28 protein-coding genes and 1 tRNA gene are annotated in these 24413 nt (G+C 59.8%); 25 read left to right on the top strand and 4 right to left on the bottom strand.

Annotated elements, in window-relative coordinates:
* Window positions 1–4 precede the first annotated feature (4 nt).
* The 14 genes from EDC26_RS18040 to tatC are packed head-to-tail and all read left to right on the top strand — an operon-like array spanning window position 5 to window position 9249.
* Window positions 5–253 (top strand): BolA family protein, encoded by a 249-nt coding sequence (locus EDC26_RS18040; protein ID WP_132585338.1) that lies wholly within the window; start codon window positions 5–7, stop codon window positions 251–253.
* Window positions 246–1514 (top strand): UDP-N-acetylglucosamine 1-carboxyvinyltransferase, encoded by a 1269-nt coding sequence (gene murA, locus EDC26_RS18035; RefSeq protein ID WP_132585335.1) that lies wholly within the window; start codon window positions 246–248, stop codon window positions 1512–1514. The genes EDC26_RS18040 and murA overlap by 8 nt, the downstream gene beginning before the upstream one ends.
* The gene (hisG, locus tag EDC26_RS18030) at window positions 1511–2179 is read left to right on the top strand and encodes an ATP phosphoribosyltransferase (protein WP_132585332.1); all 669 of its coding nucleotides are present in this window, start codon (window positions 1511–1513) and stop codon (window positions 2177–2179) included. The genes murA and hisG overlap by 4 nt, the downstream gene beginning before the upstream one ends.
* A 32-nt stretch (window positions 2180–2211) precedes the next feature.
* A complete protein-coding gene (gene hisD, locus EDC26_RS18025; protein WP_132585329.1) occupies window positions 2212–3534 on the top strand; it encodes a histidinol dehydrogenase in 1323 nt (440 codons plus the stop codon).
* A gap of 2 nt (window positions 3535–3536) precedes the next feature.
* Window positions 3537–4124, top strand: coding sequence for an imidazoleglycerol-phosphate dehydratase HisB (hisB, locus tag EDC26_RS18020; RefSeq protein WP_132585326.1), 588 nt, complete (start codon window positions 3537–3539; stop codon window positions 4122–4124).
* Between the two features lie 18 nt (window positions 4125–4142).
* Window positions 4143–4796, top strand: a complete 654-nt coding sequence (gene hisH, locus EDC26_RS18015) for an imidazole glycerol phosphate synthase subunit HisH (RefSeq protein ID WP_132585323.1) — start codon at window positions 4143–4145, stop codon at window positions 4794–4796.
* Window positions 4797–4840: 44 nt separating this feature from the next.
* Window positions 4841–5584 (top strand): 1-(5-phosphoribosyl)-5-[(5-phosphoribosylamino)methylideneamino]imidazole-4-carboxamide isomerase, encoded by a 744-nt coding sequence (gene hisA, locus EDC26_RS18010; RefSeq protein WP_132585320.1) that lies wholly within the window; start codon window positions 4841–4843, stop codon window positions 5582–5584.
* A complete protein-coding gene (gene hisF / locus EDC26_RS18005; RefSeq protein ID WP_132585317.1) occupies window positions 5581–6387 on the top strand; it encodes an imidazole glycerol phosphate synthase subunit HisF in 807 nt (268 codons plus the stop codon). Before hisA ends, hisF begins: the two co-directional genes overlap by 4 nt.
* A complete protein-coding gene (gene hisI / locus EDC26_RS18000) occupies window positions 6384–6788 on the top strand; it encodes a phosphoribosyl-AMP cyclohydrolase (protein WP_132585314.1) in 405 nt (134 codons plus the stop codon). Before hisF ends, hisI begins: the two co-directional genes overlap by 4 nt.
* Entirely contained in the window at window positions 6785–7138 is a 354-nt protein-coding gene (locus EDC26_RS17995) for a phosphoribosyl-ATP diphosphatase (RefSeq protein ID WP_132585311.1), read from the top strand. Before hisI ends, EDC26_RS17995 begins: the two co-directional genes overlap by 4 nt.
* A 15-nt stretch (window positions 7139–7153) precedes the next feature.
* Window positions 7154–7522, top strand: coding sequence for a histidine triad nucleotide-binding protein (locus tag EDC26_RS17990; RefSeq protein ID WP_132585308.1), 369 nt, complete (start codon window positions 7154–7156; stop codon window positions 7520–7522).
* Between the two features lie 17 nt (window positions 7523–7539).
* A complete protein-coding gene (gene tatA / locus EDC26_RS17985; protein WP_132585305.1) occupies window positions 7540–7770 on the top strand; it encodes a Sec-independent protein translocase subunit TatA in 231 nt (76 codons plus the stop codon).
* Window positions 7771–7828: 58 nt separating this feature from the next.
* A complete protein-coding gene (tatB, locus tag EDC26_RS17980) occupies window positions 7829–8458 on the top strand; it encodes a Sec-independent protein translocase protein TatB (RefSeq protein WP_132585302.1) in 630 nt (209 codons plus the stop codon).
* Window positions 8455–9249, top strand: coding sequence for a twin-arginine translocase subunit TatC (gene tatC / locus EDC26_RS17975; RefSeq protein ID WP_132585299.1), 795 nt, complete (start codon window positions 8455–8457; stop codon window positions 9247–9249). The genes tatB and tatC overlap by 4 nt, the downstream gene beginning before the upstream one ends.
* 224 nt (window positions 9250–9473) lie before the next feature.
* Here tatC and EDC26_RS17970 read toward each other — a convergent pair whose 3' ends face one another.
* Window positions 9474–10607 (bottom strand): S1C family serine protease, encoded by a 1134-nt coding sequence (locus tag EDC26_RS17970; protein WP_132585296.1) that lies wholly within the window; start codon window positions 10605–10607, stop codon window positions 9474–9476.
* A gap of 17 nt (window positions 10608–10624) precedes the next feature.
* Between EDC26_RS17970 and EDC26_RS17965 the strand changes: the two genes are divergently transcribed.
* Window positions 10625–11401 carry a Nif3-like dinuclear metal center hexameric protein gene (locus EDC26_RS17965; RefSeq protein ID WP_132585293.1) on the top strand — a complete coding sequence of 259 codons (777 nt, stop codon included), beginning with the start codon at window positions 10625–10627 and terminating at the stop codon, window positions 11399–11401.
* A gap of 112 nt (window positions 11402–11513) precedes the next feature.
* Here EDC26_RS17965 and mscL read toward each other — a convergent pair whose 3' ends face one another.
* A complete protein-coding gene (mscL, locus tag EDC26_RS17960) occupies window positions 11514–11963 on the bottom strand; it encodes a large conductance mechanosensitive channel protein MscL (RefSeq protein WP_132585290.1) in 450 nt (149 codons plus the stop codon).
* Window positions 11964–12087: 124 nt separating this feature from the next.
* On the opposite strand from mscL, the gene petA reads away from it, so the two are divergent.
* The 7 genes from petA (at window position 12088) to EDC26_RS17925 (ending at window position 18879) form a co-directional block, all read left to right on the top strand.
* The gene (gene petA, locus EDC26_RS17955; protein ID WP_132585287.1) at window positions 12088–12732 is read left to right on the top strand and encodes a ubiquinol-cytochrome c reductase iron-sulfur subunit; all 645 of its coding nucleotides are present in this window, start codon (window positions 12088–12090) and stop codon (window positions 12730–12732) included.
* A gap of 77 nt (window positions 12733–12809) precedes the next feature.
* Window positions 12810–14198 carry a cytochrome b gene (locus EDC26_RS17950; protein WP_132585284.1) on the top strand — a complete coding sequence of 463 codons (1389 nt, stop codon included), beginning with the start codon at window positions 12810–12812 and terminating at the stop codon, window positions 14196–14198.
* A 23-nt stretch (window positions 14199–14221) separates the two neighbouring features.
* Window positions 14222–15055, top strand: a complete 834-nt coding sequence (locus tag EDC26_RS17945) for a cytochrome c1 (RefSeq protein ID WP_207915197.1) — start codon at window positions 14222–14224, stop codon at window positions 15053–15055.
* A gap of 137 nt (window positions 15056–15192) precedes the next feature.
* Window positions 15193–15801, top strand: coding sequence for a glutathione S-transferase N-terminal domain-containing protein (locus tag EDC26_RS17940; protein ID WP_132585278.1), 609 nt, complete (start codon window positions 15193–15195; stop codon window positions 15799–15801).
* A gap of 4 nt (window positions 15802–15805) precedes the next feature.
* Complete coding sequence (locus EDC26_RS17935) at window positions 15806–16240, top strand: ClpXP protease specificity-enhancing factor (RefSeq protein WP_132585275.1); 435 nt, start codon at window positions 15806–15808, stop codon at window positions 16238–16240.
* Between the two features lie 308 nt (window positions 16241–16548).
* A tRNA-Thr gene (locus EDC26_RS17930) sits at window positions 16549–16624 on the top strand.
* Between the two features lie 158 nt (window positions 16625–16782).
* Window positions 16783–18879, top strand: a complete 2097-nt coding sequence (locus EDC26_RS17925; protein ID WP_132585272.1) for an AsmA family protein — start codon at window positions 16783–16785, stop codon at window positions 18877–18879.
* 140 nt (window positions 18880–19019) lie between these two features.
* Here EDC26_RS17925 and EDC26_RS17920 read toward each other — a convergent pair whose 3' ends face one another.
* Window positions 19020–20228, bottom strand: coding sequence for an NAD(P)/FAD-dependent oxidoreductase (locus EDC26_RS17920; RefSeq protein ID WP_132585269.1), 1209 nt, complete (start codon window positions 20226–20228; stop codon window positions 19020–19022).
* 21 nt (window positions 20229–20249) lie between these two features.
* Complete coding sequence (locus EDC26_RS17915) at window positions 20250–21227, bottom strand: Bug family tripartite tricarboxylate transporter substrate binding protein (protein ID WP_132585266.1); 978 nt, start codon at window positions 21225–21227, stop codon at window positions 20250–20252.
* Between the two features lie 185 nt (window positions 21228–21412).
* On the opposite strand from EDC26_RS17915, the gene EDC26_RS17910 reads away from it, so the two are divergent.
* Genes EDC26_RS17910 through EDC26_RS17900 form a run of 3 tightly spaced genes read left to right on the top strand, consistent with a single transcriptional unit; the run spans window position 21413 to window position 24100 of the window.
* Window positions 21413–22420 (top strand): dipeptidase, encoded by a 1008-nt coding sequence (locus EDC26_RS17910; RefSeq protein ID WP_132585263.1) that lies wholly within the window; start codon window positions 21413–21415, stop codon window positions 22418–22420.
* Window positions 22421–22422: 2 nt separating this feature from the next.
* Window positions 22423–23298: a carbon-nitrogen hydrolase family protein gene (locus EDC26_RS17905; protein WP_165931066.1), complete on the top strand. Its 876-nt coding sequence runs from the start codon at window positions 22423–22425 to the stop codon at window positions 23296–23298.
* 1 nt (window position 23299) lies between these two features.
* Window positions 23300–24100 (top strand): IclR family transcriptional regulator, encoded by an 801-nt coding sequence (locus tag EDC26_RS17900; RefSeq protein WP_165931065.1) that lies wholly within the window; start codon window positions 23300–23302, stop codon window positions 24098–24100.
* Window positions 24101–24413: the final 313 nt, after the last annotated feature.

Below are 24413 nucleotides of genomic sequence, written 5' to 3'. Positions count from 1 at the left end.
TCTTATGTTGCCTACCCCAGAACAGGTCCGCGAATACATCGCCCAAGGGCTGCCCTGCGAACACGTCGAAGTCGACGGCGACGGCGCTCACTTTGAAGCCCTTATCGTCAGCACCGCCTTTGATGGCAAGCGATTGATCGCGCGCCATCAATTGGTTTACGCCGCCCTGGGCGAGCGCATGAAGGCCGAAATCCATGCCCTGTCGATGCGCACGCTCACGCCCGACGAATACAAGGCGACCCTGAATGGATAAACTGTCCATTACAGGCGGCGCGCGTCTGGCGGGGGACGTGGCCGTCTCGGGCGCGAAAAACGCCGCCCTGCCCATTCTGTGCGCCAGCCTGCTGACCGCGGATACGATCACGCTGCACAACGTACCGGCGTTAAACGATATCGGCACAGCGCTTCGCCTTCTGGATCGCATGGGCGTACGCGCCGAACAGGGCCGCGACCACACCATCAGCCTGAACGCGGCCCAGGTCTCCAGCCTGGAAGCTCCCTACGAAATGGTCAAGACCATGCGCGCCTCGATCCTGGTGCTCGGCCCGTTGCTGACCCGGTTCGGCGAGGCCCGGGTCAGCCTGCCGGGCGGCTGCGCCATCGGCCAGCGCCCCGTCGATCAGCACATCAAGGGCCTGGCCGCCATGGGAGCCGACATCAAGATCGAACACGGCTTTGTCGTGGCCAAGGCCGCGCGCCTGAAGGGCGCCTCCATCCGCACCGACATGGTCACCGTCACGGGTACGGAAAACCTGCTCATGGCCGCCGTTCTGGCAAAGGGACAAACCATACTGGAGAATGCCGCGCGCGAGCCGGAAATATCCGACCTGGCCGAACTGCTGATCAAAATGGGCGCGCGTATCCAGGGCCACGGCACCGACCGCATCGTGATCGACGGCGTGGACGCCCTGCACGGGGCCAGTCACCGAGTGGTTGCCGACCGCATCGAAGCGGGCACTTTTCTATGCGCGGTGGGCGCGGCGGGCGGCGACATCATGCTGCGCCAGGCGGCCCCCGACACCATGGGGGCCTTGCTCGACAAGCTGCAGGAAGCGGGCATGACGATCGAGTGCGGCCCGGACTGGATTCGCGGCACGATGCGCGACCGCCCACGGGCGGTCGGCATACGGACTCACGAATATCCCGGCTTTCCAACCGACATGCAAGCGCAGTTGATGGCCCTGAACTGCATCGCCAGCGGCACGGCCGTCATGGTTGAAAATATTTTTGAAAACCGCTTCATGCACGTCCAGGAGCTGGGCCGCATGGGAGCGCAAATCGATATCGACGGGCATACCGCCGTCGTGACCGGTGTGCCCGCCTTGTCGGGCGCCACGGTCATGGCCACCGACTTGCGCGCTTCCGCCAGCCTGGTGATCGCCGGCCTGGCGGCCAAGGGCCACACCACCGTCGAACGCATCTATCATCTTGATCGCGGCTATGAGCATATGGAACAGAAATTGCGCGCCATCGGGGCCGATATTCAGCGCGTAAGTGATAAGGAAGCCGCATGAACCCCGCCAATCGGCCACCACTCACGCTTGCCCTGTCAAAGGGGCGAATTTTCGACGAGACCATGCCCTTGCTGGCGGCCGCCCAGGTTCACGTCACCGAGAACCCGGAATCCTCGCGCAAGCTTATCCTGCCCACGAGCGATCCGGGCCTGCGCCTTATCATCGTGCGCGCGTCGGACGTTCCCACTTACGTGCAGTACGGCGCGGCCGACTTCGGCATTGCCGGCAAGGACGTTTTGTTCGAACACGCAGCCCAACACCCCGGCGGGCTGTATCAGCCCATCGACCTGAATATCGCCAAATGCCGTTTGTGCGTGGCAGTGCGCGAAGGCTTCGATTATGCCGCCGCGGTGCGCCAGGGTTCACGCCTGCGAGTGGCCACCAAATACGTGCAGGCCGCGCGCGAACACTTCGCCGCGAAAGGCGTCTACGTCGATCTGATCAAGCTGTATGGCTCAATGGAGCTGGCGCCGCTGGTCGGGCTGGCCGACGCCATCGTCGACCTGGTATCCTCAGGCAATACGCTACGCGCCAACCATCTGGTGGCGGTCGAAGATATCGTCCCGATTTCTTCGCGCCTGATCGTCAACCAGGCTTCGCTTAAAACCCGATCGGCCCAGTTGCAACCTTTAATCGACGCCTTTGCGCGCGCCTCGCAAGCCTGAACGGCGAATCTCATTATCTTTCACCCTGTGCCATGTCCCTGATCAAACGTCTGAACACGCTCTCGAACGATTTCCGGCCCGCACTGCGCGGGCTCCTGGCCCTGGACGCAGCGCAGGATGAATCGATTGAGCGCACAAGCGCCGACATACTGAAAGACGTCCGCGCCCGTGGCGACGCAGCCGTGCTGGACTATACCCGGCGCTTCGATCATGTCGATGCGCCCGATATGGCTGCGCTCGAGATCCCCCGCCGGGAGTGGCAGGCGGCTCTTGATGCCTTACCGGGCGAGCAACGCAAGGCGCTTGACGCCGCAGCCGCCCGCGTGCGCAGCTACCACGAGCATCAGCAAGCCCAAACCTGGACCTACACCGAGGCCGACGGCACGGTGCTGGGCCAAAAAATTACGGCGCTCGACCGCGTCGGCCTTTACGTGCCTGGCGGCAAAGCGGCCTATCCCTCATCGGTCCTCATGAACGCCATTCCGGCCAAGGTCGCCGGCGTGTCCGAAGTAACCATGGTCACGCCCACACCGGGCGGCGTGCGCAACCCCATGGTGCTGGCCGCCGCGGCCATCGCCGGGGTAGACCGCATCTGGGCCATCGGCGGCGCGCAAGCCATCGCCGCCCTGGCCTACGGTACGGCGTCGATCAGCGCCGTCGACAAGATCGTGGGCCCGGGCAATGCCTATGTGGCAGCCGCCAAGCGCCGGGTTTACGGCACGGTCGGGATCGACATGATTGCCGGCCCCAGCGAAATCCTGGTCATCTGCGACGGCTCCACGCCCGCGGACTGGATCGCCATGGATCTGTTCTCGCAGGCCGAGCATGACGAACTGGCGCAAGCTATATTGCTATGCCCGGACGCGGTCTATCTGGACGGCGTCTACGCCGCCATCGAGCGTCTGCTTCCCGGCATGCCGCGCGCCGATATCATCCGTGCCAGCCTGGGCCGGCGCGGCGCGCTGATTCAGGTACGCGATCTGGACGAAGCCTGTGCCATCGCCAACGAAATATCGCCCGAGCATCTCGAAATCTCCACCGAACGCCCCGAAGAGTGGGCCGGAAAAATTCGCCATGCCGGGGCCATTTTCATGGGGCGTTACAGTTCCGAAGCGCTGGGAGATTATTGCGCCGGACCCAACCACGTCTTGCCCACTTCCCGCACCGCCCGGTTTTCCTCCCCGCTTGGGGTGTATGATTTCCAAAAGCGCTCCAGCCTGATCCAGGTCTCGCAGGCAGGCGCCCAGACACTGGGGCGCATCGCCTCCACCCTGGCGCTTGGCGAGGGCCTGCAAGCCCACGCCGCCAGCGCCCGGTACCGTATCGATCCCACTACAGAGAATACTCAGTCCTGACCATGCGTACTGCCGACATCACCCGCAATACCAACGAAACCCGCGTTCACGTGGCCATCAACCTCGACGGCACGGGCCGTCAAACCATCCACACCGGCGTTCCTTTCCTGGATCACATGCTCGACCAGATCGCGCGCCACGGCCTGATCGACATGGACATCCAGTGCGACGGCGATACCCAGATCGATGACCATCACACGGTCGAGGATGTGGGCATTACGCTGGGGCAAGCGATTGCGGCGGCGGTGGGCAACAAAGCCGGGCTGCGGCGTTACGGCCATTCCTACGTGCCGCTCGATGAAGCCCTGTCACGGGTGGCCATCGACTTTTCCGGACGCCCTGGGCTCGAATTCCACGTCCCGTTTACCCGTTCCCGCATCGGCCAGTTCGACGTCGACCTGACCCGCGAATTTTTCCAGGGCTTTGCCAATCATGCCCTGGTCACTTTGCATATCGACAACCTGCGCGGCAAGAACTCGCACCACCAATGCGAAACGGTATTCAAGGCATTCGGACGGGCGCTGCGCATGGCCACCGAACTCGATCCGCGCAATAGCGGCGTGGTTCCTTCAACCAAGGGCGTGCTCTAAGCTCGAAACGGACCCACTGTGAATACCATCGCCATCGTCGACTATGGCATGGGCAATTTTCATTCCGTTGCCCATGCGCTGCGCGCCGCCGAGCCTGCCGCCGACATCAGAATCTGCAACACCGCGCAGGAAATCGATCGCGCTTCCCGCGTGGTGTTCCCCGGCCAAGGGGCCATGCCCGATTGCATGCGCACCTTGAACGAATCGGGCTTGCGCGAAGCCGTGATCCGCGCCGCACGCAACAAACCCTTGCTTGGCGTGTGCGTGGGCGAACAGATGCTGTTTTCAAGCAGCGCGGAAGGCGAGACGCCCTGCCTGGATATTTTCGCAGGCCGGGTCGAGCGCTTTGCCGGGCCGCAATACGCGAGCGCCACGCCGGACGCCGGCGGCCTCGAGTTGCTGAAGGTGCCGCACATGGGCTGGAATCGTGTAAGCCAGACCAGGCCGCACGCACTCTGGGAGGGCATCGCCGATCAAAGCTACTTTTATTTTGTGCACAGTTACTATGCCCAACCCGCCGACCCGGCGCTGGCTGTCGGGGAAACCCATTACGGAGTAAGCTTTACCTGTGCGATTGCGGCGGTTAATATTTTTGCCGTACAGTTTCATCCAGAGAAAAGCGCGGACGACGGTTTGCGCCTGTATCGCAATTTTGCGCACTGGAACCCCTGAACCTCACCTTATCTTTTTCCAACTGCCTTTACCGACGACCGATTATGCTACTCATCCCCGCCATCGACCTCAAAGACGGGCGTTGCGTGCGCCTTCGCCAGGGTGATCTCGACGACGCAACCATTTTTTCCGAAGACCCTGCCGCCATTGCCGCGCAGTGGTTTGAACAAGGTGCCCGGCGACTGCATCTGGTCGACCTGAACGGCGCCGTCGCCGGCAAGCCCAAAAACGAAGCGGCAATCAAATCGATCATGCAGGCCGTGGGCGACGAAATACCGGTGCAGATCGGCGGGGGGATCCGCGATCTGAACACCATTGAACGTTATCTCGATAATGGCATCTCTTACGTCATCATCGGCACAGCGGCGGTCAAAGACCCGGGATTCCTGCGCGATGCCTGCAGCGCATTTCCAGGCAACATCATTGTCGGCCTGGATGCCCGCGACGGCAAAGTCGCCACCGACGGCTGGAGCAAGCTTACGCGCCACGACGTACTCGACCTGGCCCGCAAATTCGAAGACTATGGCTGCGAAGCCATCGTCTACACCGATATCGGCCGCGACGGGATGCTGTCAGGCGTCAATATCCAGGCAACCGTCCAGCTGGCGCAGCACGTGAAAATTCCGGTTATTGCCTCGGGCGGCGTGACCGACCTGAGAGATATCGAAGCCCTGTGCGCCGTCGAGGACCAAGGGGTCGAAGGCGCCATCCTGGGGCGCAGCCTCTACGAGGGCACGCTGGATTTCGAAGCCGCACAACGCCTGGCCGACGAACACGGCAAATCATGAGCCCGCAATGGGCAGCACCCGCCGACGCCTTGACCCGGCGCATCATCCCCTGCATGGATGTCACCGCAGGGCGAGTCGTCAAGGGCGTGAACTTCGTCGACCTGATCGATGCCGGCGACCCGGTCGAAATCGCCCGGCGCTATAACGAACAAGGCGCCGACGAACTGACCTTTCTGGACATTACCGCGACCAGCGACAACCGCGACCTGATCCTGCCCATTATCGAAGCCGTCGCCTCACAGGTTTTCATTCCGCTTACCGTGGGCGGGGGCGTACGCCAGGTCGCCGACATACAGCGCCTGCTCAACGCCGGCGCCGACAAGGTATCGATCAACAGCGCCGCCATCAGCAACCCCGATCTGATCCGGGCGGCGGCCGACTACCACGGCTCGCAGTGCATTGTGGTGGCCATTGACGCGCGCCGCAGCTCTGCGCCGGGCGCCCCCGCCAAATGGGAGATATTCACTCATGGCGGGCGCCGCGCCACCGGCATCGACGCCATCGAATGGGCCCGCAAAATGGCCGAATACGGCGCGGGCGAAATACTGCTCACCAGCATGGACCGCGACGGCACCAAATCGGGCTTCGACCTGGAATTGACGCGCGCCGTTTCCGACGCGGTGCCGGTACCGGTCATTGCCTCGGGCGGCGTGGGCAGCCTGCAAGACCTGGCCGACGGCGTCACCACCGGGCGGGCGAGCGCCGTCCTGGCCGCCAGCATCTTCCACTACGGACTGCACACCGTCAGACAGGCCAAGGAATTCATGGCGCAGCAGGGGATTAAGGTACGATTACCCCTATGAACCCAAATACCGACTGGATCGCCGCCGTGACGTTCGACGCCGACGGCCTGATCCCCGCCATAGCGCAAGATGCGAAAAGCGGCGCCATTTTGATGGTGGCCTGGATGAACGCCGAAGCGCTGTCCGAAACCGTGGCCAGCCGCCGCGCCGTGTACTGGTCGCGCTCGCGCAAGCGGCTGTGGCGCAAAGGCGAAGAATCAGGCCATGTGCAGACGGTCAGCGAAATCCGGCTGGACTGCGACGGCGACGTCATTCTGCTCAAAGTGGAACAACAAGGGGGCATCGCCTGTCATACTGGTAGGGAAAGCTGTTTCTTTCGACGCCTCGATGGCCAAGCGAACGACGCCCGATGGACCATTACCGACCCGGTGCTCAAAGACCCCAAGCTGATTTACAAATGACGACCCACACACCCTTCAATGCCGACATCCTGTCGCGCCTGGCCGACACGCTTGAATCGCGCCTGCCCAAAAACGGCGGCGATCCGGCCCGCTCGTACGCGGCCAAGCTGCTCGCGCGCGGCCCTGACGCCTTCTTGAAAAAAATCGGCGAAGAAGCCACCGAACTGGTCATGGCGGCCAAAGACAACGCGCCCGAGCATATCGTGGCAGAAACCGCCGACCTATGGTTTCACACGCTGGTGGCCCTGACACACTACAATCTGCGGCCTGAAGATGTACTGCGGGAATTGGCCCGCCGCGAAGGGGTTTCGGGCCTGGCCGAAAAAGCCAGCCGCATCGATTCAAATTAACGAGCTGCAATAATCATGAGCGAACACTGTTTATTCTGCAAAATCGCCAAGGGTGAAATCCCTTCGCAAAAAGCGTATGAAGACGAAGATATCTTTGTTTTCCACGATATCGATCCGGCGGCTCCGGTACACTTGCTACTTATCCCGAAACGCCATATTGTTTCAATGCAGGACATCGGGGCCAACGACGCCGCCTGGTTAGGTAGAATGATGACATTGATCCCCGGGTTGGCGCTCGATAACGGCTGCCGGCCCGGCCCCGAAGGCGGGTTCCGGCTGCTGGCCAACTCAGGAATCGACGGCGGCCAGGAAGTCGCCCATTTACATTTTCATATTATCGGGGGTCCGCGCCCCTGGCATAAAAGAGTGGCACCCGCCGCCTAACCGGAGAGAACACTATCATGGGTAGTTTTAGCATTTGGCACTGGCTGATCGTTCTGGTCATCGTCGCACTGGTCTTTGGCACCAAGAAGTTGCGCAACATCGGCGAAGATCTGGGCAACGCCGTCAAGGGCTTCAAGAAAGGCATGAACGACGCCGAAGGCGGCGCGCAGCCGGAGGCCGTCACGCAGAAACAGGTGAATGTCGGCGAAACCATCGACGTGCAAGCCAAAGAAAAAACCGACGCATAGCGGCCAGGTCACCTTGCCGCCGTGTCCCGTCTTCCCTCTTTAAGCGATTCGCCCAGCCATGTTCGATGTCAGCTTTAGTGAACTTGCCCTGATCGGGGTCGTCGCGCTCGTCGTGATCGGCCCCGAACGCCTGCCCAAAGTGGCCCGCACGGTGGGCCACCTGATAGGGCGCGCGCAGCGCTATGTCAACGACGTTAAAGGCGATATTCAGCGCGAAATGGATCTGGGCGACCTCAGCAACCTGAAAGGCCAAATGGAGGAGGCCGCGCGCAGCGTGCAAACATCCCTCAAGGAAGGCGCCCAAAGCCTGCAGGCTCCTCTGCAAGAGGCCAAAGACGCGCTGGCCAACGCAGCACACACCTTGCATGACACCGCCACAGGCAGCGCCGCCTCCACCGAAACGCCCGCGCCTCCCGCGGCCGCCCTCGATTCGCCCGCCACCGCGCCTGTAACGACGCCTCTTGCAGGTGCCGTCGAATCGCCAGCCACTGCATCCGTAACGGCACCGGCAGCTACATCTGTAGAGGCACCCCTTGTGGGTGCCATCGAATCCCCAGCGGCAACAGCCGCCCCCTCTACGGCGCTTCCCTCAGCGCCTGAACCCCAAAAGGATCTGCCCGGGTTTGCCGAAGCCAGCGCATTGGCCCAGCCCGTCCCTTCCAAACCATCTAGCGGGACGCCAACGTGACGCAGGACTCCCCCGCAAGCCCGGCAGAAGAAGACACCTTTATCTCGCATTTGATAGAACTGCGTTCGCGTCTGATACGCGCCGTCGTGTCTGTCCTGGTCATTTTCGTCGTCCTATTCATTTACCCAGGCCCGGGTAAAATTTACGACATTCTGGCCCAACCCATGCTGGCAACATTACCGCCCGGCTCACGCATGATCGCCGTCGGCGTCATTACCCCGTTCATGGTGCCCATCAAGGTAACCCTGCTGGCGGCGTTCGTGCTGGCGCTGCCCATCGTGCTGTATCAGGCCTGGGCTTTTGTGGCGCCGGGTCTGTACAAGAATGAAAAGCGGCTGGCCATGCCGCTCATCATCTCAAGCACCCTGCTCTTCCTGCTGGGCATGGCGTTTTGCTATTTCGTCGTGTTTCACATCGTTTTCCACTTCATCGCCACATTTGCGCCGCACTCGATCACGCCATCGCCCGACATCGAGGCCTATCTGAGCTTCGTCATGACGTTGTTTCTGGCGTTCGGCGTTGCCTTCGAAGTGCCCATTGTGGTCATTTTGCTGGTCAAGACCGGCATGGTCACCGTCGCAAAGCTGCGCTCGGTGCGCGGCTACGTGATCGTGGGCGCCTTCATCATCGCCGCCGTTGTCACGCCGCCCGACGCGCTTAGCCAGTTCACCCTGGCCTTCCCTTTGTGCGTGCTGTTTGAAATCGGCGTACTCGCAGCCAGCATGCTCGACAAGCGCAAAGCCCGCGCCGAAGAAGAAAAACCCGACACAACCGACGTTGATACGATGTAGCGGCACCCCTTGTGGGTGCCACAAACGCTGACGGCCAAAATGATGCTTGCATGGATGGGCCAAGGTTGCATCTTGCGTAGATGACAGGCACAAGGCCTGTCGCTACAAAATTCACGAGCACAAATTCACGCACACATTTTTGTAGCGGCACCCCTTGTGGGTGCCATCTCCAACGACGCGGCGACGATGGCGCCCACAAGGGGCGCCGCCACATGGGGCTGCATCTACGGCTTGGTGATGCGCGGCCGCACTCCCACTTGCACGGCAATCTCCAGCATGCGGCCACCACGCAAGAGGGTCAGGGTGACTTCCTGGCGCGGCGGCAAAGGCGCAATCTGGTTCAAGAAGCCTATCGTGTCGTACACCACCTGGCCGTTGAGCTTGAGCACAATGTCGCCCACCCGTATCCCGGCGCGCCCGGCCGGGCCGTTCTTGAGCACGCTGGCAATAATCACCCCGTCATCCTGGCGCAGATTGAATGCGCGGGCCAGATCGGGCGTAATATCCTGCGGCTCGATGCCCAGCCAGCCTCGGGTTACCGAACCCGTCGCAATGATTTGATCCATGATCTTGTGGGCCGCCGCCGCGGGAATGGCAAAACCGATTCCCAGCGAACCGCCGTTTTCAGAATAAATCGCCGTATTGATGCCCACCAGCCGGCCTGTCGTGTCAATCAGGGCGCCGCCTGAATTACCCGGATTGATCGCGGCATCGGTCTGAATGAAATTTTCGTAAATATTGATTCCCAGGCGATTGCGCCCCAGCGCCGAGACGATCCCCATCGTCGTGGTTTGCCCGACGCCAAACGGATTGCCGATCGCCAGCACCACATCGCCCACCTTCACCTGATGATCAACGCTGAAGGTAATGGCCGAGAGCCTGGGCAAATCGATCTTGAGCACCGCCAGATCGCTATCGGGGTCGGCCCCGACAAGTTTGGCCCGCGCTTGCCGGCCGTCGCTCAAGGCCACCTGAATCGAGTCGGCCGCCTCGATGACGTGGTAATTGGTCAGGACATAGCCGCTGGCGCTGACAATGACGCCGGAACCCAGATTAGTGGTCCGTTTGCGCCGGCTAAAGCCCGGCAGTTCGCGAAACAGGCGGTTAAGATCAGGGTCGCGCGGCAACGGCACCACCGGCACGCGCACCTGCTTGCTGGTATATATATTGACCACTGCCGGCGTCGCCAAAGCAACGGCGCGGGCGTACGAAACCTCGGCCGTTGCGGATGCCTGCGGCAGCGGCGGGGCAGCGACGGGCGAGGTATGCAGCCAATCGGGACGCAAAGTCGCCACGATGAATAAAATACCAAGGCACACCGTTACTGTTTGGGCAAATAGCAACCACAATCGACGCATGAGACAAAGGGTAAAAGATGAATCAGGTTTCCAGACAAGAACTCGGACATTGGCTCGATACTACGCTACAGGCGCAACGCTTCAGGGATTACTGTCCGAACGGACTCCAGGTCGAGGGCAAAGGCACGATCTCCCACATTATCGCCGGAGTTACTGCCTCTGAAGCGCTCATCCGCGCGGCCATCGAGAAAAAGGCCGATGCAATCCTGGTTCATCACGGCTGGTTCTGGAAAAATGAAGATCCGTGCATACGCGGACCCAAGCGCACCCGGCTCTCCTTGGCCCTGCAATACGAACTTAATTTGTGGGCCTACCACTTACCCCTGGACGCGCATCCAGTGCTGGGCAACAACGCTCAACTGGCGCGCGTGCTGGGGTTCGAGCCCGAACGCAACGAAGCGGGCGAACCGCTGACCTGCGGCCCCGACGGCCTGGTTTGGCTGGGCCGCCCGACTCGAGCCAAAACGCTGGGCAAACTGGGCGATGAAGTTTGCAATGCTTTACAACGCACGCCGCTGATTGTTGGAAATCTACAACAACCCATCGATCGCATTGCCTGGTGCACCGGCGGCGCGCAAGGCTTTATCGAGGCGGCGAGCGCCGCCGGTGCGCAGGTTTACATTACCGGCGAAGCCTCGGAACAGACGTTTCACTGGGCGCAGGAAACCGGTATAGGTTTTATCGCCGCCGGCCATCATGCGACCGAACGTTATGGCATACAGGCGCTGGGCGACGCCGTAGCCGCCCAATTTGGCATACAGGTGGAATTTATCGACGTGAACAACCCGATATAAGCGGGCCGGGAGGCCTCGGGGATTGATGGTGAGATACGCCAGCGTACGCGGACAAAGCGTAGCGCTGGCGTTAAAGAGGAGAACCAAGAAAAATAAAATCCTGCTTCAAACCCTACTTCTTAAGCAGATCCCGGATTTCCTGCAAAAGCAACACATCGGCAGGCGTGGGCGCAGGCGCCGCGGCCTCTTCCTTCATGAACTTCGTGCGCGCCTTATTGGCGGCCTTGACGATGCAAAACACAACTAAAGCCAACAAGAAAAAATTGATCAGTATGGTCAGGAAATTGCCCCATGCCAGAATGACCGCCCCAGCCTTGGACATATCGGCATAGGTATGCGGGCCCGTGTAATTGGCCGGTTGAGACAGCACCAGGAACAGATTGGTAAAGTCGACTCGGCCACCAAAGATGAAGCTGATGATCGGCATGATGACATCTTTCACCAGTGAATCGATAATCTTGCCGAAGGCCGCGCCAATAATCACACCGACGGCCAGATCGATCATGTTTCCTTTAACGGCAAACTCTCGAAATTCCGCCACGAATCCTTTCGTATTGCTCATATGATCATCCCTTGGTAATCCACCCAACAGCGGGCTAACGCTATAATACGCGGTTGTTAGGCTTTTACATACGATAAAACAGTGATTGGTATGCCCCTTCGCGGGCACGAATAAGGATACAAGAATGAGTCAGGACAAGTCGCAGCTCGACGATGCTGGTGCGGTTGACCCCAACCTCCCACCCGATCCCTCGCGCCGTTTCTGGGTAGCATCCGCCTGTGCGGTGGGTGGTGTAGCTGGTGTCGGCACGGCAATTCCTTTTGTCAGTTCTTTTGCGCCGTCCGAAAAGGCAAAAGCGGCGGGAGCCCCGGTCGAGGCCAATGTGTCCACCATCGCTCCCGGAACCATGCGCACCGTCGCATGGCGCGGAAAACCCGTATGGATTTTGCGTCGCACGCCAGAGCAAATCAAAGACCTGTCGAAAAACGATCCCATGCTGGCCGACCCGCACTCCGACCGGCCCGGCTATACGCCCGCGTTCGCCAAAAACGAATATCGCTCGCGCAAGCCCGAACTGCTGGTGTGCGTAGGCATTTGCACGCATCTGGGCTGCTCGCCCACGCCGCACTTCGATATGGGTGCCCAGCCTGGCTTGCCCGCCAGTTGGGAAGGCGGGTTTTTGTGCCCCTGCCACGGCTCTACTTACGATCTGGCCGGCCGGGTGTTCAAGAACATGCCCGCCCCCGACAACCTCGAAGTGCCGCCTTATGTGTTTTCAGCCGATGGGACCGAGGTCATCATCGGCGTTGACGAAACGCACAAGGCCTGATGGCCCTGAAAGCTTTTGCAAGATTAACAAGACATTGAATTTACACGCCTCGTAAGATAGAAATAAGGAGCCGTTTCATGGCTGGCGAGAAAACCGTCGATACGACAGGACTTTTAGGCTGGATAGACAAGCGCTTTCCGCTGACATCCACCTATAAAGCGCACTTGTCCGAATATTACGCACCCAAGAATTTCAATTTTTGGTACTTCTTTGGGTCGCTGGCACTGCTCGTGCTGGTCATCCAGATCGTGACCGGCATTTTCCTGGTCATGAGCTACAAGCCCGACGCCGCGCTCGCCTTCAACTCGGTCGAATACATCATGCGCGAAGTGCCGTGGGGCTGGCTCATCCGCTACATGCACTCGACCGGCGCTTCGATGTTCTTCGTGGTGGTTTACCTGCATATGCTGCGCGGCCTGTTTTACGGCTCGTACCGCAAGCCGCGCGAACTGGTGTGGGTGTTCGGCGTAGCCATTTTCCTCTGTCTGATGGGCGAGGCGTTCTTCGGCTACCTCTTGCCCTGGGGCCAAATGTCGTACTGGGGCGCGCAGGTTATCGTCAACCTGTTCTCGGCCATCCCCTTCATCGGGCCTGACCTTTCGCTGTGGATACGCGGCGACTACGTCGTCTCGGACGCAACGCTCAACCGCTTCTTCGCTTTCCACGTCATCGCCATACCATTGGTGCTGCTGGGCCTGGTCGTGGCGCACGTCATCGCGCTGCATGAAGTGGGCTCGAACAACCCCGACGGCGTCGAAATCAAGCAAGGCCCCAAAGACCGCAACGGACACCCCATGGATGGGATCCCCTTCCATCCGTACTACACCGTACACGACATCATGGGCGTGGCCGGGTTCCTGATGGTCTTCGCCGCCATCATTTTCTTCGGCCCGGAAATGGGGGGGTACTTCCTCGAGTACAACAACTTCATACCCGCCGACTCACTGAAAACGCCGCCGCACATTGCACCGGTCTGGTACTTCACGCCGTTCTATTCCATGTTGCGCGCCACGACCAGCGACTTCACCTGGGTATTTTCGGCCGGCGCCGTCATTGCCGCCATTGCGCTGTTCTTCAAAGGCAAGCTTTCGGGCCTGTGGCGCTTCGGGGTACCGATCGTCCTGCTGATCATCGCTGTCTTCATGAAAACCCTCGACGCCAAGTTCTGGGGCGTGGTGACCATGGGCGGCTCGGTCGTGATCCTGTTCTTCCTGCCCTGGCTTGATAAATGCCCGGTCAAATCGATACGCTATCGCCCTACCTGGCATAAATTCCTGTACGCCATATTTATTATCGATTTCGTGGTTCTGGGCTTTATAGGCACGCAGGCACCGACCCCGGCCCTTAATCTGATCAGCCAGATCGGTACCATGCTTTATCTGGGATTTTTCTTCCTGATGCCCGTCTGGAGCCGCCTGGGCACGTTCAAGCCGGTTCCTGACCGAGTCACGTTTCACGCTCACTAAGGCTGCCTTCAACACTGTACGGAATGATCATGATTAAAAAGCTGCTTGGTGCGATTGCGATATCCCTGACCTTTACGGCCGCCTTTGCGTCCGAGGGGGGATACACGCTAGATCACGCACCGGACCGAATCAACGATATGGCGGCGCTCCAAAACGGCGCAAAGCTGTTCGTCAACTATTGCCTGAATTGCCACAGCGCCAATTCCATGCGCTACAACGCACTGACTCAAATCGGGCTGACCGACGCAGAGATCAAAAAGAATCTGCTGTTTACCGGCGACCGGGTGGGCGACATGATGAACGTCGCCATGACGCCGGCCGACGGCAAAAAATGGTTTGGCACCGCGCCCCCCGATTTATCGGTGATGGCAAGGGCCAAGGGCACAGACTACATCTACACCTACCTGCGCACCTTCTACCGCGATACCTCCAAGCACACCGGTTGGGACAACCTGGTGTTCCCAAGCGTCGCCATGCCTAATCCCCTGTGGCAGTTGCAGGGCCCTCGCGAACTTACCCGCATTTCCATCCACGAGGCCGAAAGCCCTGATGGCAAGACGAAATGGGAGCGCACTACGGCCAAATACGATGCGCAAGGCTTCTCCGAGATCAAAACCGAGGCTCTGAGCAACTATCACGGCCCCGAAATCAGCAAGGATACCTTCCAGGCTGTCGATCAAAGCAAAATGGCCTCGTATGACAACAACGTCGCCGACCTTAGCAATTTCCTGGGCTGGATGGCCGAGCCCTCACAGCTATTTCGCAAAAAGCTGGGCGTTTGGGTCATGCTTTTCCTTGCCCTGTTCCTGCTCGTTGCGTGGCGCCTGAACGCCGCTTACTGGAAAGACGTCAAGTAGCAACGCCGCACCCGGCAGCCGTTAGCGGACCGCTTAAGCTGCCGGTCAAGAAATAGGCGTAATGTAAGACGCCTATTTCCCTTTTGAGCGAGGCATTCTTGCCTGCTCCTGTTTTCTTCTAAGACGGAACCCACGACATGATGGTGCTCTACTCCGGAACAACCTGCCCCTTTTCGCAACGCTGCCGCTTTGTGCTGTTCGAAAAAGGCATGGATTTCGAAATCCGCGATATCGACCTCTACAACAAGCCCGAAGACATTGCGGTCATGAACCCCTACGGCCAGGTGCCCATTCTGGTCGAGCGCGATCTGGTGTTGTACGAGTCGAGCATCATCAACGAATACATCGACGAGCGCTTCCCCCATCCGCAGCTCATGCCCGCCGATCCGGTGATGCGCGCCCGCACCCGGCTGTTTTTGTACAACTTCGAGAAAGAATTGTTTGTACATGTATCCGCTCTTGAAAACCGGGCACAAACCGACAGCAAGGTGCTGGACGTCGCACGCCACAACATCCGCGACCGCCTGGCCCAGCTCGCCCCCATGCTGCTGAAGAACAAATACATGCTGGGCGAAGAGTTCTCCATGCTCGACGTGGCCGTGGCGCCCCTTTTGTGGCGCCTGGACCACTACGGCATCGAATTGCCCAAGAACGCCGCCCCCATCCAAAAATATGCCGAGCGCATCTTTTCGCGCCCGGCCTACATTGAAGCGCTCACCCCTTCCGAAAAAGTGATGCGCCGATAAGCCCATGCCCGAATCCTCGACCAAACCCTACCTGATCCGAGCCTTGCACGAGTGGTGTACCGATAACGGCTACACCCCGCACATTGTCGTCACCGTCGACGCCAATACGGCGGTGCCCCGCGCCCACATCCGCGACGGCCAGATCACCTTGAACATCGGCGCGCTCGCCACCAATCAGCTTAAACTGGGTAACGAGTTCATCGAGTTCCAGGCTCGTTTCAGCGGCGCCACCGAACACATCTTCGTGCCCGTAGGCGCCGTATCAGCCATTTACGCGCGTGAAACCGGCGCCGGCATGGGGTTCGACGTGGAACCATCGCAAGCGCCTGCGGGCGACAACACGGCCGATAGCAAGACGGCCAAGCCCGCTGCGGCTACCGACAAGCCCGACTCGCCCGACAACGATCCCAAGCGCCCGCGCCTGACCGTCGTCAAGTAGATTGGCGGCACACCCGTAGCGCCACCCCTTGTGGGTGGCACCCATCCTCCCGCATTAATCCTATCTAGCCTAGAACGTTCTATCCCCGCATCGTGGGCGGTTAAGGTAGATCAGGCTCCGACGTGCCCGAGTCGCCTGCTCTACCTTAACCGCCCACGACGCTACGGCTGTTGGAAATGGCAGCCACAAGGGCTGCCGCTACATGATTCACGGGTATGTATTTGTTTACGGGTACGTATTTGTAGTGGCAGCCCTTGTGGCTGCCATTTCCCAACCGGAACGTAAAAATCTTGTAGAATGTCGCGTTCGCCGGTTTAGCTCAGTTGGTAGAGCAGCGCACTTGTAATGCGAAGGTCAGGAGTTCGACTCTTCTAACCGGCACCAATAAAATCAAACCTTTACGCCAACCTTCATGGGTTGGCGTTTTGTTTTCCAGTAACGCTTCACATCGTTACAGGTAGCTTCGCCCAATAGCGTTACATTTACAACGGAATCAAGATATTTCCTGAAGCGTTTCGGCTGAGCAAACCAAAGGAGCGACTGTGCCACGCTATGTCAAAATAATTCTTTGGGGATGCATCGCCCTCCTGGCAAGCCTTGTACTGTGCGTAGCGCTGGCCCTGACGATCGGCGTGGACTATGCCAAGCCATGGATCAACCGCCAGGCCAGCGCCATGGCGGGCCGGCCCATCGCCATACAGGGTGACCTGGTGCTCAACTGGGTCAAGCCGCAAAACCAGAATGGCTGGCACAACTGGATACCCTGGCCGCAAATTCATGCCGAACAACTTGTCGTCGGCAACCCGCCTTCAGGCCAAACCGGCGCAAACATGGCCGAAGTGAACAGCCTGACCGTGGCGCTGAACCCCTGGGCGCTGCTCGATCACACGGTTCAGATTTCCAACCTGGAAATTCGAGGCGCCAATCTGGCGCTCGAACGCCAGGCCGATCAACAAAACAACTGGACCTTTACCCAGGATAACGCCACAACGCCTTCGCCATGGACAGTCGATCTACAAAAACTGTCCTTGGAACACGTTGCATTGCAGGTAACCGATGCCGTCAGCCGGCTCGATCTGAAAGCCACTCTCGACAGCCTGCCCGAGGTTACGCCAGAGGGGTACGGCATAGCGTGGGCCGCAAGCGGCACCTATAACGGCGCGAAAATCAGCGGCAAAGGCCAGGCGGGAAAGATATTGTCATTGCAACAAAACAGTGCGCCCTTTCCGCTGCAAGGCGCCATCACCGTGGGCGCGACGACCATCAGCATCGAAGGGACGCTGACCAAGCCGCAGGCGCTGGCCGCTCTGGACGTACGCCTGAAACTGGCCGGAAACACAATGGCAGCGCTTTACCCGCTGATTGGAGTGGTGCTGCCCAACACCCCACCCTATCACACGCAAGGCCATCTGGTGGGCACCCTGGAAAAGGGCCACAGCAAGTGGCTGTACGAGAACTTCAAGGGCATCGTAGGCAAGAGCGACCTGGAAGGCACCCTGCAATACCAGATGCAAAAGCCGCGATCGCTGCTGACCGGGACGGTTGAATCAAAATTATTGAGGTTCAAAGATCTGGGACCGCTCATCGGCGCCGATACCAGCGACGCCAAGGCCAAAGACGCGCAAGCGCCCAAGGTGAAGCAACCTGCGGACAAGGTATTGCCCGTCGACCCCATCAGCACCGCCGCCTGGGGAGCCATGGATGCGGACGTTAAGTTCAGCGGACACAAGATCATTCGCAACAAAGATTTGCCTATCGACAATCTTTCCACGCATCTTGTGCTGAATGACAGGGTACTGTCACTCACGCCCCTGAATTTCGGGATGGCCGGAGGAACCCTGAGCAATACGATCAAGCTTGACGGGCGGGGCGGCCAGATCAAGGCCAATCTGGTGACCTCGGCCCGCCACCTTAAACTGAAAAAACTCTTCCCGGCGGCCGAAACGATGGATGCCAGCTTTGGAGAGCTTCATGGCGATGCGTCTTTATCCGCCGAGGGCACATCGGTGGCCACGCTGCTGGCGCATTCCAACGGCGAAATCAAAGCGCTGGTCAGCAAAGGCACCATCAGCAAGCTCCTGCTTGAAACCGCGGGGCTGAATGTGGCCAATATCATCATGGTCAAGCTCTTTGGCGATAAACAGATTGTGCTGAACTGCCTCGCCAGCGACTTCACCGTCTCCAAGGGCCTGATGCAGGCACGCGAATTCAAGCTCGACACGCAAGACGCCATTGTGGATGTCACGGGACAGATCAACCTTGCCACGGAGCAATTGAATCTGGATATCAATCCCGAAAATAAAACACTGCGCATGTTCACATTGCGCTCGCCGTTATATGTAAAGGGGACCTTCAAACACCCCGACGTGGGGGTCCAGAAAGGGCCGATCATCGTGCGGGCAGGCGCCGCTATCGCGCTGGGCGTGATCGCCACCCCATTTGCCGCGCTGCTGCCCCTGCTCAATACCGGGACGAACGACACCAATGACTGCGCCGCTTTGCTGGCGGCGGTTAGCAAAGCGCCCAAGGCGCCGCCCGCTGGGAAGACCCGAAAGGCCGAACCCGGTGCAAATTCGACCGCATCAAAAAACTCCAAACCTGCCATCCCTACCCCTGCGCGGCCCGGACCTGCACATTAATGTCGACGGCCCGTTTACCTGTAGCGGCAGCCCTTGTGGCTGCCATCAGCGCATTGACCGATAGCGTCTCCACTACCAACGATTTTGGCACCCACAAGGGCTGCCGCTACAGGACAAGGTACGAACAAAATATGACCGCCCTATAAATCGCCGGACATCTGGCTTGCGATCATATCGGCCGTACGCACCGAATCGGTCACACCCAAATGACCATGACCCACAGCCAGCCACAGGCCGTGGCGGCCGGCCACCGGGCCGATAACAGGCACGGAATCGGGCATGCAAGGGCGATGCCCCATCCATGTGGAAAAAGGTTGATCCCTGAGGCACTCGAAATTCTCGCGCGCGATACGCAGCAGCATATCGGCACGCCGTGGATTCGCGGGGGATTCCAGGCCGCCAATCTCGACAGTGCCGCCCACCCGCACCCCCTCTTCCATGGGGGTAACAAATACCTTGCGGTCCGCCAAAACCACCGTGCGCGAGACCGGCGATGCGGATCCCCGAAACTGAACGTGATAACCGCGCTGCGCTTCCAGCGCAAGCTTCACGCCCAGCGGGTCGAGCAGGCGGCGCGACCAGGCTCCGGCCGCCACCACCACCTGCCGAACCGCCTGCGGCCCCGCCGTCGTCTCGATCCGCCAGCCGCCCGCCACCGTTGGCTCAAGCGCCCGCACATCGGCACGCAAGACCCGGCCGCCTACCTCAAGGAATTTGTGCAATATGGCCTGCACATAACGAAAGGGATTCCTTACCGTGGCATGATCGGCCAGGAAAATGCCGACTCGATAACGGGAACTGACGACAGGCTCCAAGGCAAGAATGCCGTCGCGATCCAGACGTTCGAATTGAAAACCATGCTCTTTACGCAAGCGCCATCCCGCCGCATCTTTGGACAGCGCGCGTTCGTCCGGATACAGATGGAGATGCCCGCGTTGCAAGATCAGCTCGGGCACCCCCACTTCGCGCGCCAAAGCCACGTGGCGTTGCACCGCGCTTTCATGCAAGGCGGCCAAGCGGGTGGCTGCGGCTTCTACCGGCGCAGATCGCGCCGACCATACAAAGCGTGCCAGCCATGGCAGCGCCCGAGGTAAATAACGCCATGGCAAATACAAAGGACCATCGGCATCACCCAGCATGCCCGGCACCGCCGCCAACACGCCCGGCATCGCCAGCGGAACAACAGAACTGGGACTGAGCGCTCCCGAATTGCCAAAGCTGCAACCCCGGCCAGGCTCCCCACGATCAATCAGCAAAACGTCGGCGCCACGCTTGCGCAATTCGTAAGCCGTGCACACACCGACAATCCCGCCACCCACCACAACTACCGCACCCAATCCCTCAGACATCGCATCCAGCCAGATTATTGTTCATTGCGCCTTGATCCCCACCTTCGCGGCCAGGCTACGCCATTTCACTATCTCCGAATTGATGAATCCACGGAATTCGCTCGGAGAGTCGGCAGAGGGGACGATATTCAGATCGTCGAAGGCCTTTTTCAATTCAGGTGATGATAACGCCGCGCGCGTTTCGGCATTCAGGCGGTCGATAATGGGTTGGGGCGTGTGGGCCGGGGCAAGCAAACCAAACCAGGTGCCGCCGACAAACCCGGGCAAGCCGGCCTCGGCCATGGTTGGAATTGTCGGAGCGTTGGCCAGCCTTTCGTTTGCCGCTACCGCCAGGGCTCGCAGCCGGCCGGCTTTCACCTGACCCAGTGTCGCCGTAGCGGTATCGAAGGTGTATTGAACCTGGCCACCCATAAGGTCGGCAATGGATGGGCCACTGCCTTTATAAGGCACATGTGTCGCGCTGATATGGGCGGCCACTTTGAACTCTTCGCCCACCAGATGGTTGGATGTATTGGAACCAAAAGAGGAATAGTTCAGCTTGCCCGGATTAGCCTTGGCATAAGCGATCAGGTCGGCCAGGGTTTTGACCGGAAGTGAGGGATTGACGACCAGAACAAAGGTGACCTTGCCTACCAGCGAAATCGTCGCAAGGTCTTTGAGCGGATCATAGGGCATGTGCTTCATGGCAATCGGGGCAATGGACACCTCGGGCGAGGCCGCCAATAGCAAGGTGTAGCCGTCGGGCTTGGCGCGCGCGACATAAGCCGCGCCAATCGTGCCGCCCGCGCCCGGCCGATTCTCCACCAATACCTGTCGGCCAAGAGAGTTGCTTAAATATTTGGCCAGCAATCGACCGGCTGTGTCGGTGCTGCCTCCCGGCGAGTACCCGATGACCAGCTTGATCGGTTCTGTCGGCCAGGATGGCGTGCCGGCAAAGGCGCCGGCAGACAGCAATAGCGCAGACAGTGCTCCCAAAAGCAGATGGCGTCGATGCATCATCACAACTCCTTTGCAAAATAAGGCGAGGCCTGTAAACGTGCAAATGCTCGTTGACCCAAACCTTGCATGACGGCACTTTATCCGCTAGTATTTAAATTTGCAATACTATGTATTACATTTCAATACTTCACGCAGCTACCGGTATTACGCCCGCATATCGACCCGTAAAGGAAAGCGACTAAACCATGAGCAAGAAACCTCTGCGCCCAGCCCCGGTCATTGACGGCCTTGTCTACTTCTGCGACGGCAACCCCGCGCCGTTTCGCGCCGGCGGCGTTACGGCGGCGAATATTACCGTCACGCATATGCACTGGGGGCTGGAGGAAACCTTCACGGCACTCGGCCAATGGCACAAGCGCCTGGCCATGCCGGACTGCAACTGGCGTCTGGTGCGCACGGCCAGCGACATCCTGACAGCGCAGGAGGAAGGTCGCACGGGCCTGATCATGGGCTGGCAGAATTCACTGCCTTTCGGAGTTCAGATCGACCGGGTGGCGGCCTTCCACGCGATGGGCCTGCGTGTCGTACAGCTGACCTATAACGAGGCCAATGCGGTCGGCGACGGGTGCCTGGAAGAACGCGGCGGCGGCTTGACGCGTTTCGGCCTGGCGCTGGTGGCCGAGATGAACGACGTCGGCATCGCTATCGACCTATCGCATTGCGGCGATCGAACCACCATCGAAGCGGCAAAGGCGTCGCACAAGCCCGTGCTCGCCACGCATGCAAACGCAAAAGGGTTGGACGACCAAGTCCGCAACAAGTCGGACAAAGCCATCCGTGCCATTGCCAAAACCGGTGGCATTATCGGCGCGTCGATACACGGCTTTCTGAACTGGGACGGCAACCCCAAACACCCGCCCAGCCTGGCCAATTTCGTTCGGCACGTGCAATACATTGCGGATCTGGTCGGTGTCGAGCATATAGGCATAGGCACTGACTTCTCCGCGGTGCAAAACGAGCAAAGCGTACGATCGATACTGGAGCTCTCGAAAGGCGCCTATCCTGAAACCGGCGGAAAATACGCTCAAGCCTTCGGCAACGCATCCGCCGCCCGCTACCCGGCTCAAACTCCAACCCCCGCCGAGTTTCCACGGATTATCGAAGCACTTGGAAAAGGCGGGTTCAACTCACAGGAGGTCAATGCCATTGCGGGCGGCAACTTCCTGCGCGCATTTCAGCAGATTTGGGGCTAACCGTGACACGCAAACTTATTATCGCCGCAGCGCAAACGGGCAGCGTCGTCGAAAGCGGGTCGGCGGAAATCGAAGCGCTGGCTCATGCGCTGCTCGATGAAGCCGGCCGGCAATCGGTGCGCCTTCTCACGTTCTGCGAGCTGTTTCTTGCACCCTTTTTCGCGAATCGGCTTGAAAAGGATTTCGACAGCTACTTCATGACGGCGGACGATCCCGTTCTGCGCGGCCTGCGCGACAAGGCCAAAGCACTGAAAATCGCCCTGATACTTCCCCTGGCCGAACGCACGGCGGCCGGCTATTTCAATGCGGCGCAAATCATTGATGAGCACGGACAGCTCGTCGGCACTTACCGCAAAACCCATATTCCAGCCTATTTTCCCAATGCGCTGCCCGCAGGAACCGGAAGCTACGAGAAATTCTATTTCACGCCCGGTGACCGGCTGGACGTTTATACAGTGGCCGGCACTCGCGTCGGCATTCAGATTTGCAACGACAGGCTCTACCCGGAGGCATCGCGCGTACTGGCGTTAAAGGGCGCCGAGCTGATCGCCATACCGATCAGCTTTTCCACCTACTCCGATCCGGTTCATCGAGCGTCAATCTGGGAGGTACCCGTGCGTGCACGGGCTTACGAAAATGGCGTATTCGTACTGGCCTGCAATCGCGTGGGCACAGAAGGCGAACGGCATCATCTGGGCCGCAGCATGATTATCGATCCCAGAGGCATGCTTATTGCCCAGGCCGGCGCTGAGCAACCCGAACTGCTGGTCAGTGAAATCGATCTGGATGACGCGGTCTCCGCAAGAAAAGCGTTTCCCTGGTGGCGCGATCGGCGCCCCGATCTGTATGATCCTCTTATTCATGCCAACCCGGATTAAGATGGCCTCGCAACAGAACGAAACGCAACCAGACACCGAAAACCCGCTATTTGTCGGCTCGATAGGCAAGGGCTTTCGCGTACTCGAAGCGCTTAAACACGCGGCGCGACCCGTCGCGCTCACCGAACTGGCCCAACTCGCAGGACTGAACCGCAGCGTCGTGCAGCGAATCACACACACGCTAAAAACGCTGGGCTACCTGCGCCAGCATCCCGACACCCGGGCCTATACGCTGTCAAGCCGGCTATTGGAGTTTGGCCACACCGTGCTCGCCATGGATCGCCTGCGCGAGAAAGCTCACCCCCATATGGAAGCGCTCAACCGGCGCACGGGTGAAACGGTCAACTTAATGAAGCTCGAAGACGACGAGATCGTTTACATCGCGCGCTTTCCCAGCCTGCACGCCGTCAGCGTCGACCTGCACGTGGGCTCGCGCCTGCCCGCCTTCTGCACCGCTGCCGGCCGCGCCATCCTGTCGCGACTCGATCCGGCGACAGCGCGCGAACATCTGGCGCGATCCACGCGAAAGGCCATGACGCAACATACCGTCACCGAACTGCCTGGATTGCAGCAAGCCTTGGCCGATGCCCGGCGCCTGGGCTATGCGCTCAACGACCAGGAAGCGTTCATCGGCGACATCTCGATTGCAGCGCCGCTGATTGACCGGTTTGGAGCCCCCGTAGGCGCGGTCAATATCGCTGTACCCTCGCCGCGTTGGGGACTGGACGAAGTCCGTCGCACCCTGGCCCCGCAAGTCCTGGCAACGGCCCGCAGCATCAATTCCGAACTGGGCGACCTGTAATTTTTCTTGTTCGAGGATTTTGGCAGCCACAAGGGGTGCCACGAGCACGTTTCGTAGCGGCACCCCTTGTGGGTGCCATCGACGCAATGAGCTGCATCTCATTTATCAAAGATGGCACCCACAAGGGGTGCCGCTACATGAACAACGACCCCCCAAACATCCACAAAACGAGCATCGTGAGCGGTTAAGGCGGGGCGGGCGATTCGGGCGCGCCGCGCGCAGGGCCGGCTTCGGGGATCCAAGGCGTGCGCTGTTTGAGTGGGACGATTGCGAATAGCCCAGTGGGCTATTCGCCCCACGAGTTCGCACGCCG

Source organism: Paralcaligenes ureilyticus (genome assembly GCF_004346225.1).
Classification (GTDB): Bacteria; Pseudomonadota; Gammaproteobacteria; order Burkholderiales; family Burkholderiaceae_B; genus Paralcaligenes; species Paralcaligenes ureilyticus.
This window is presented reverse-complemented; position numbering and strand designations above follow the sequence as displayed.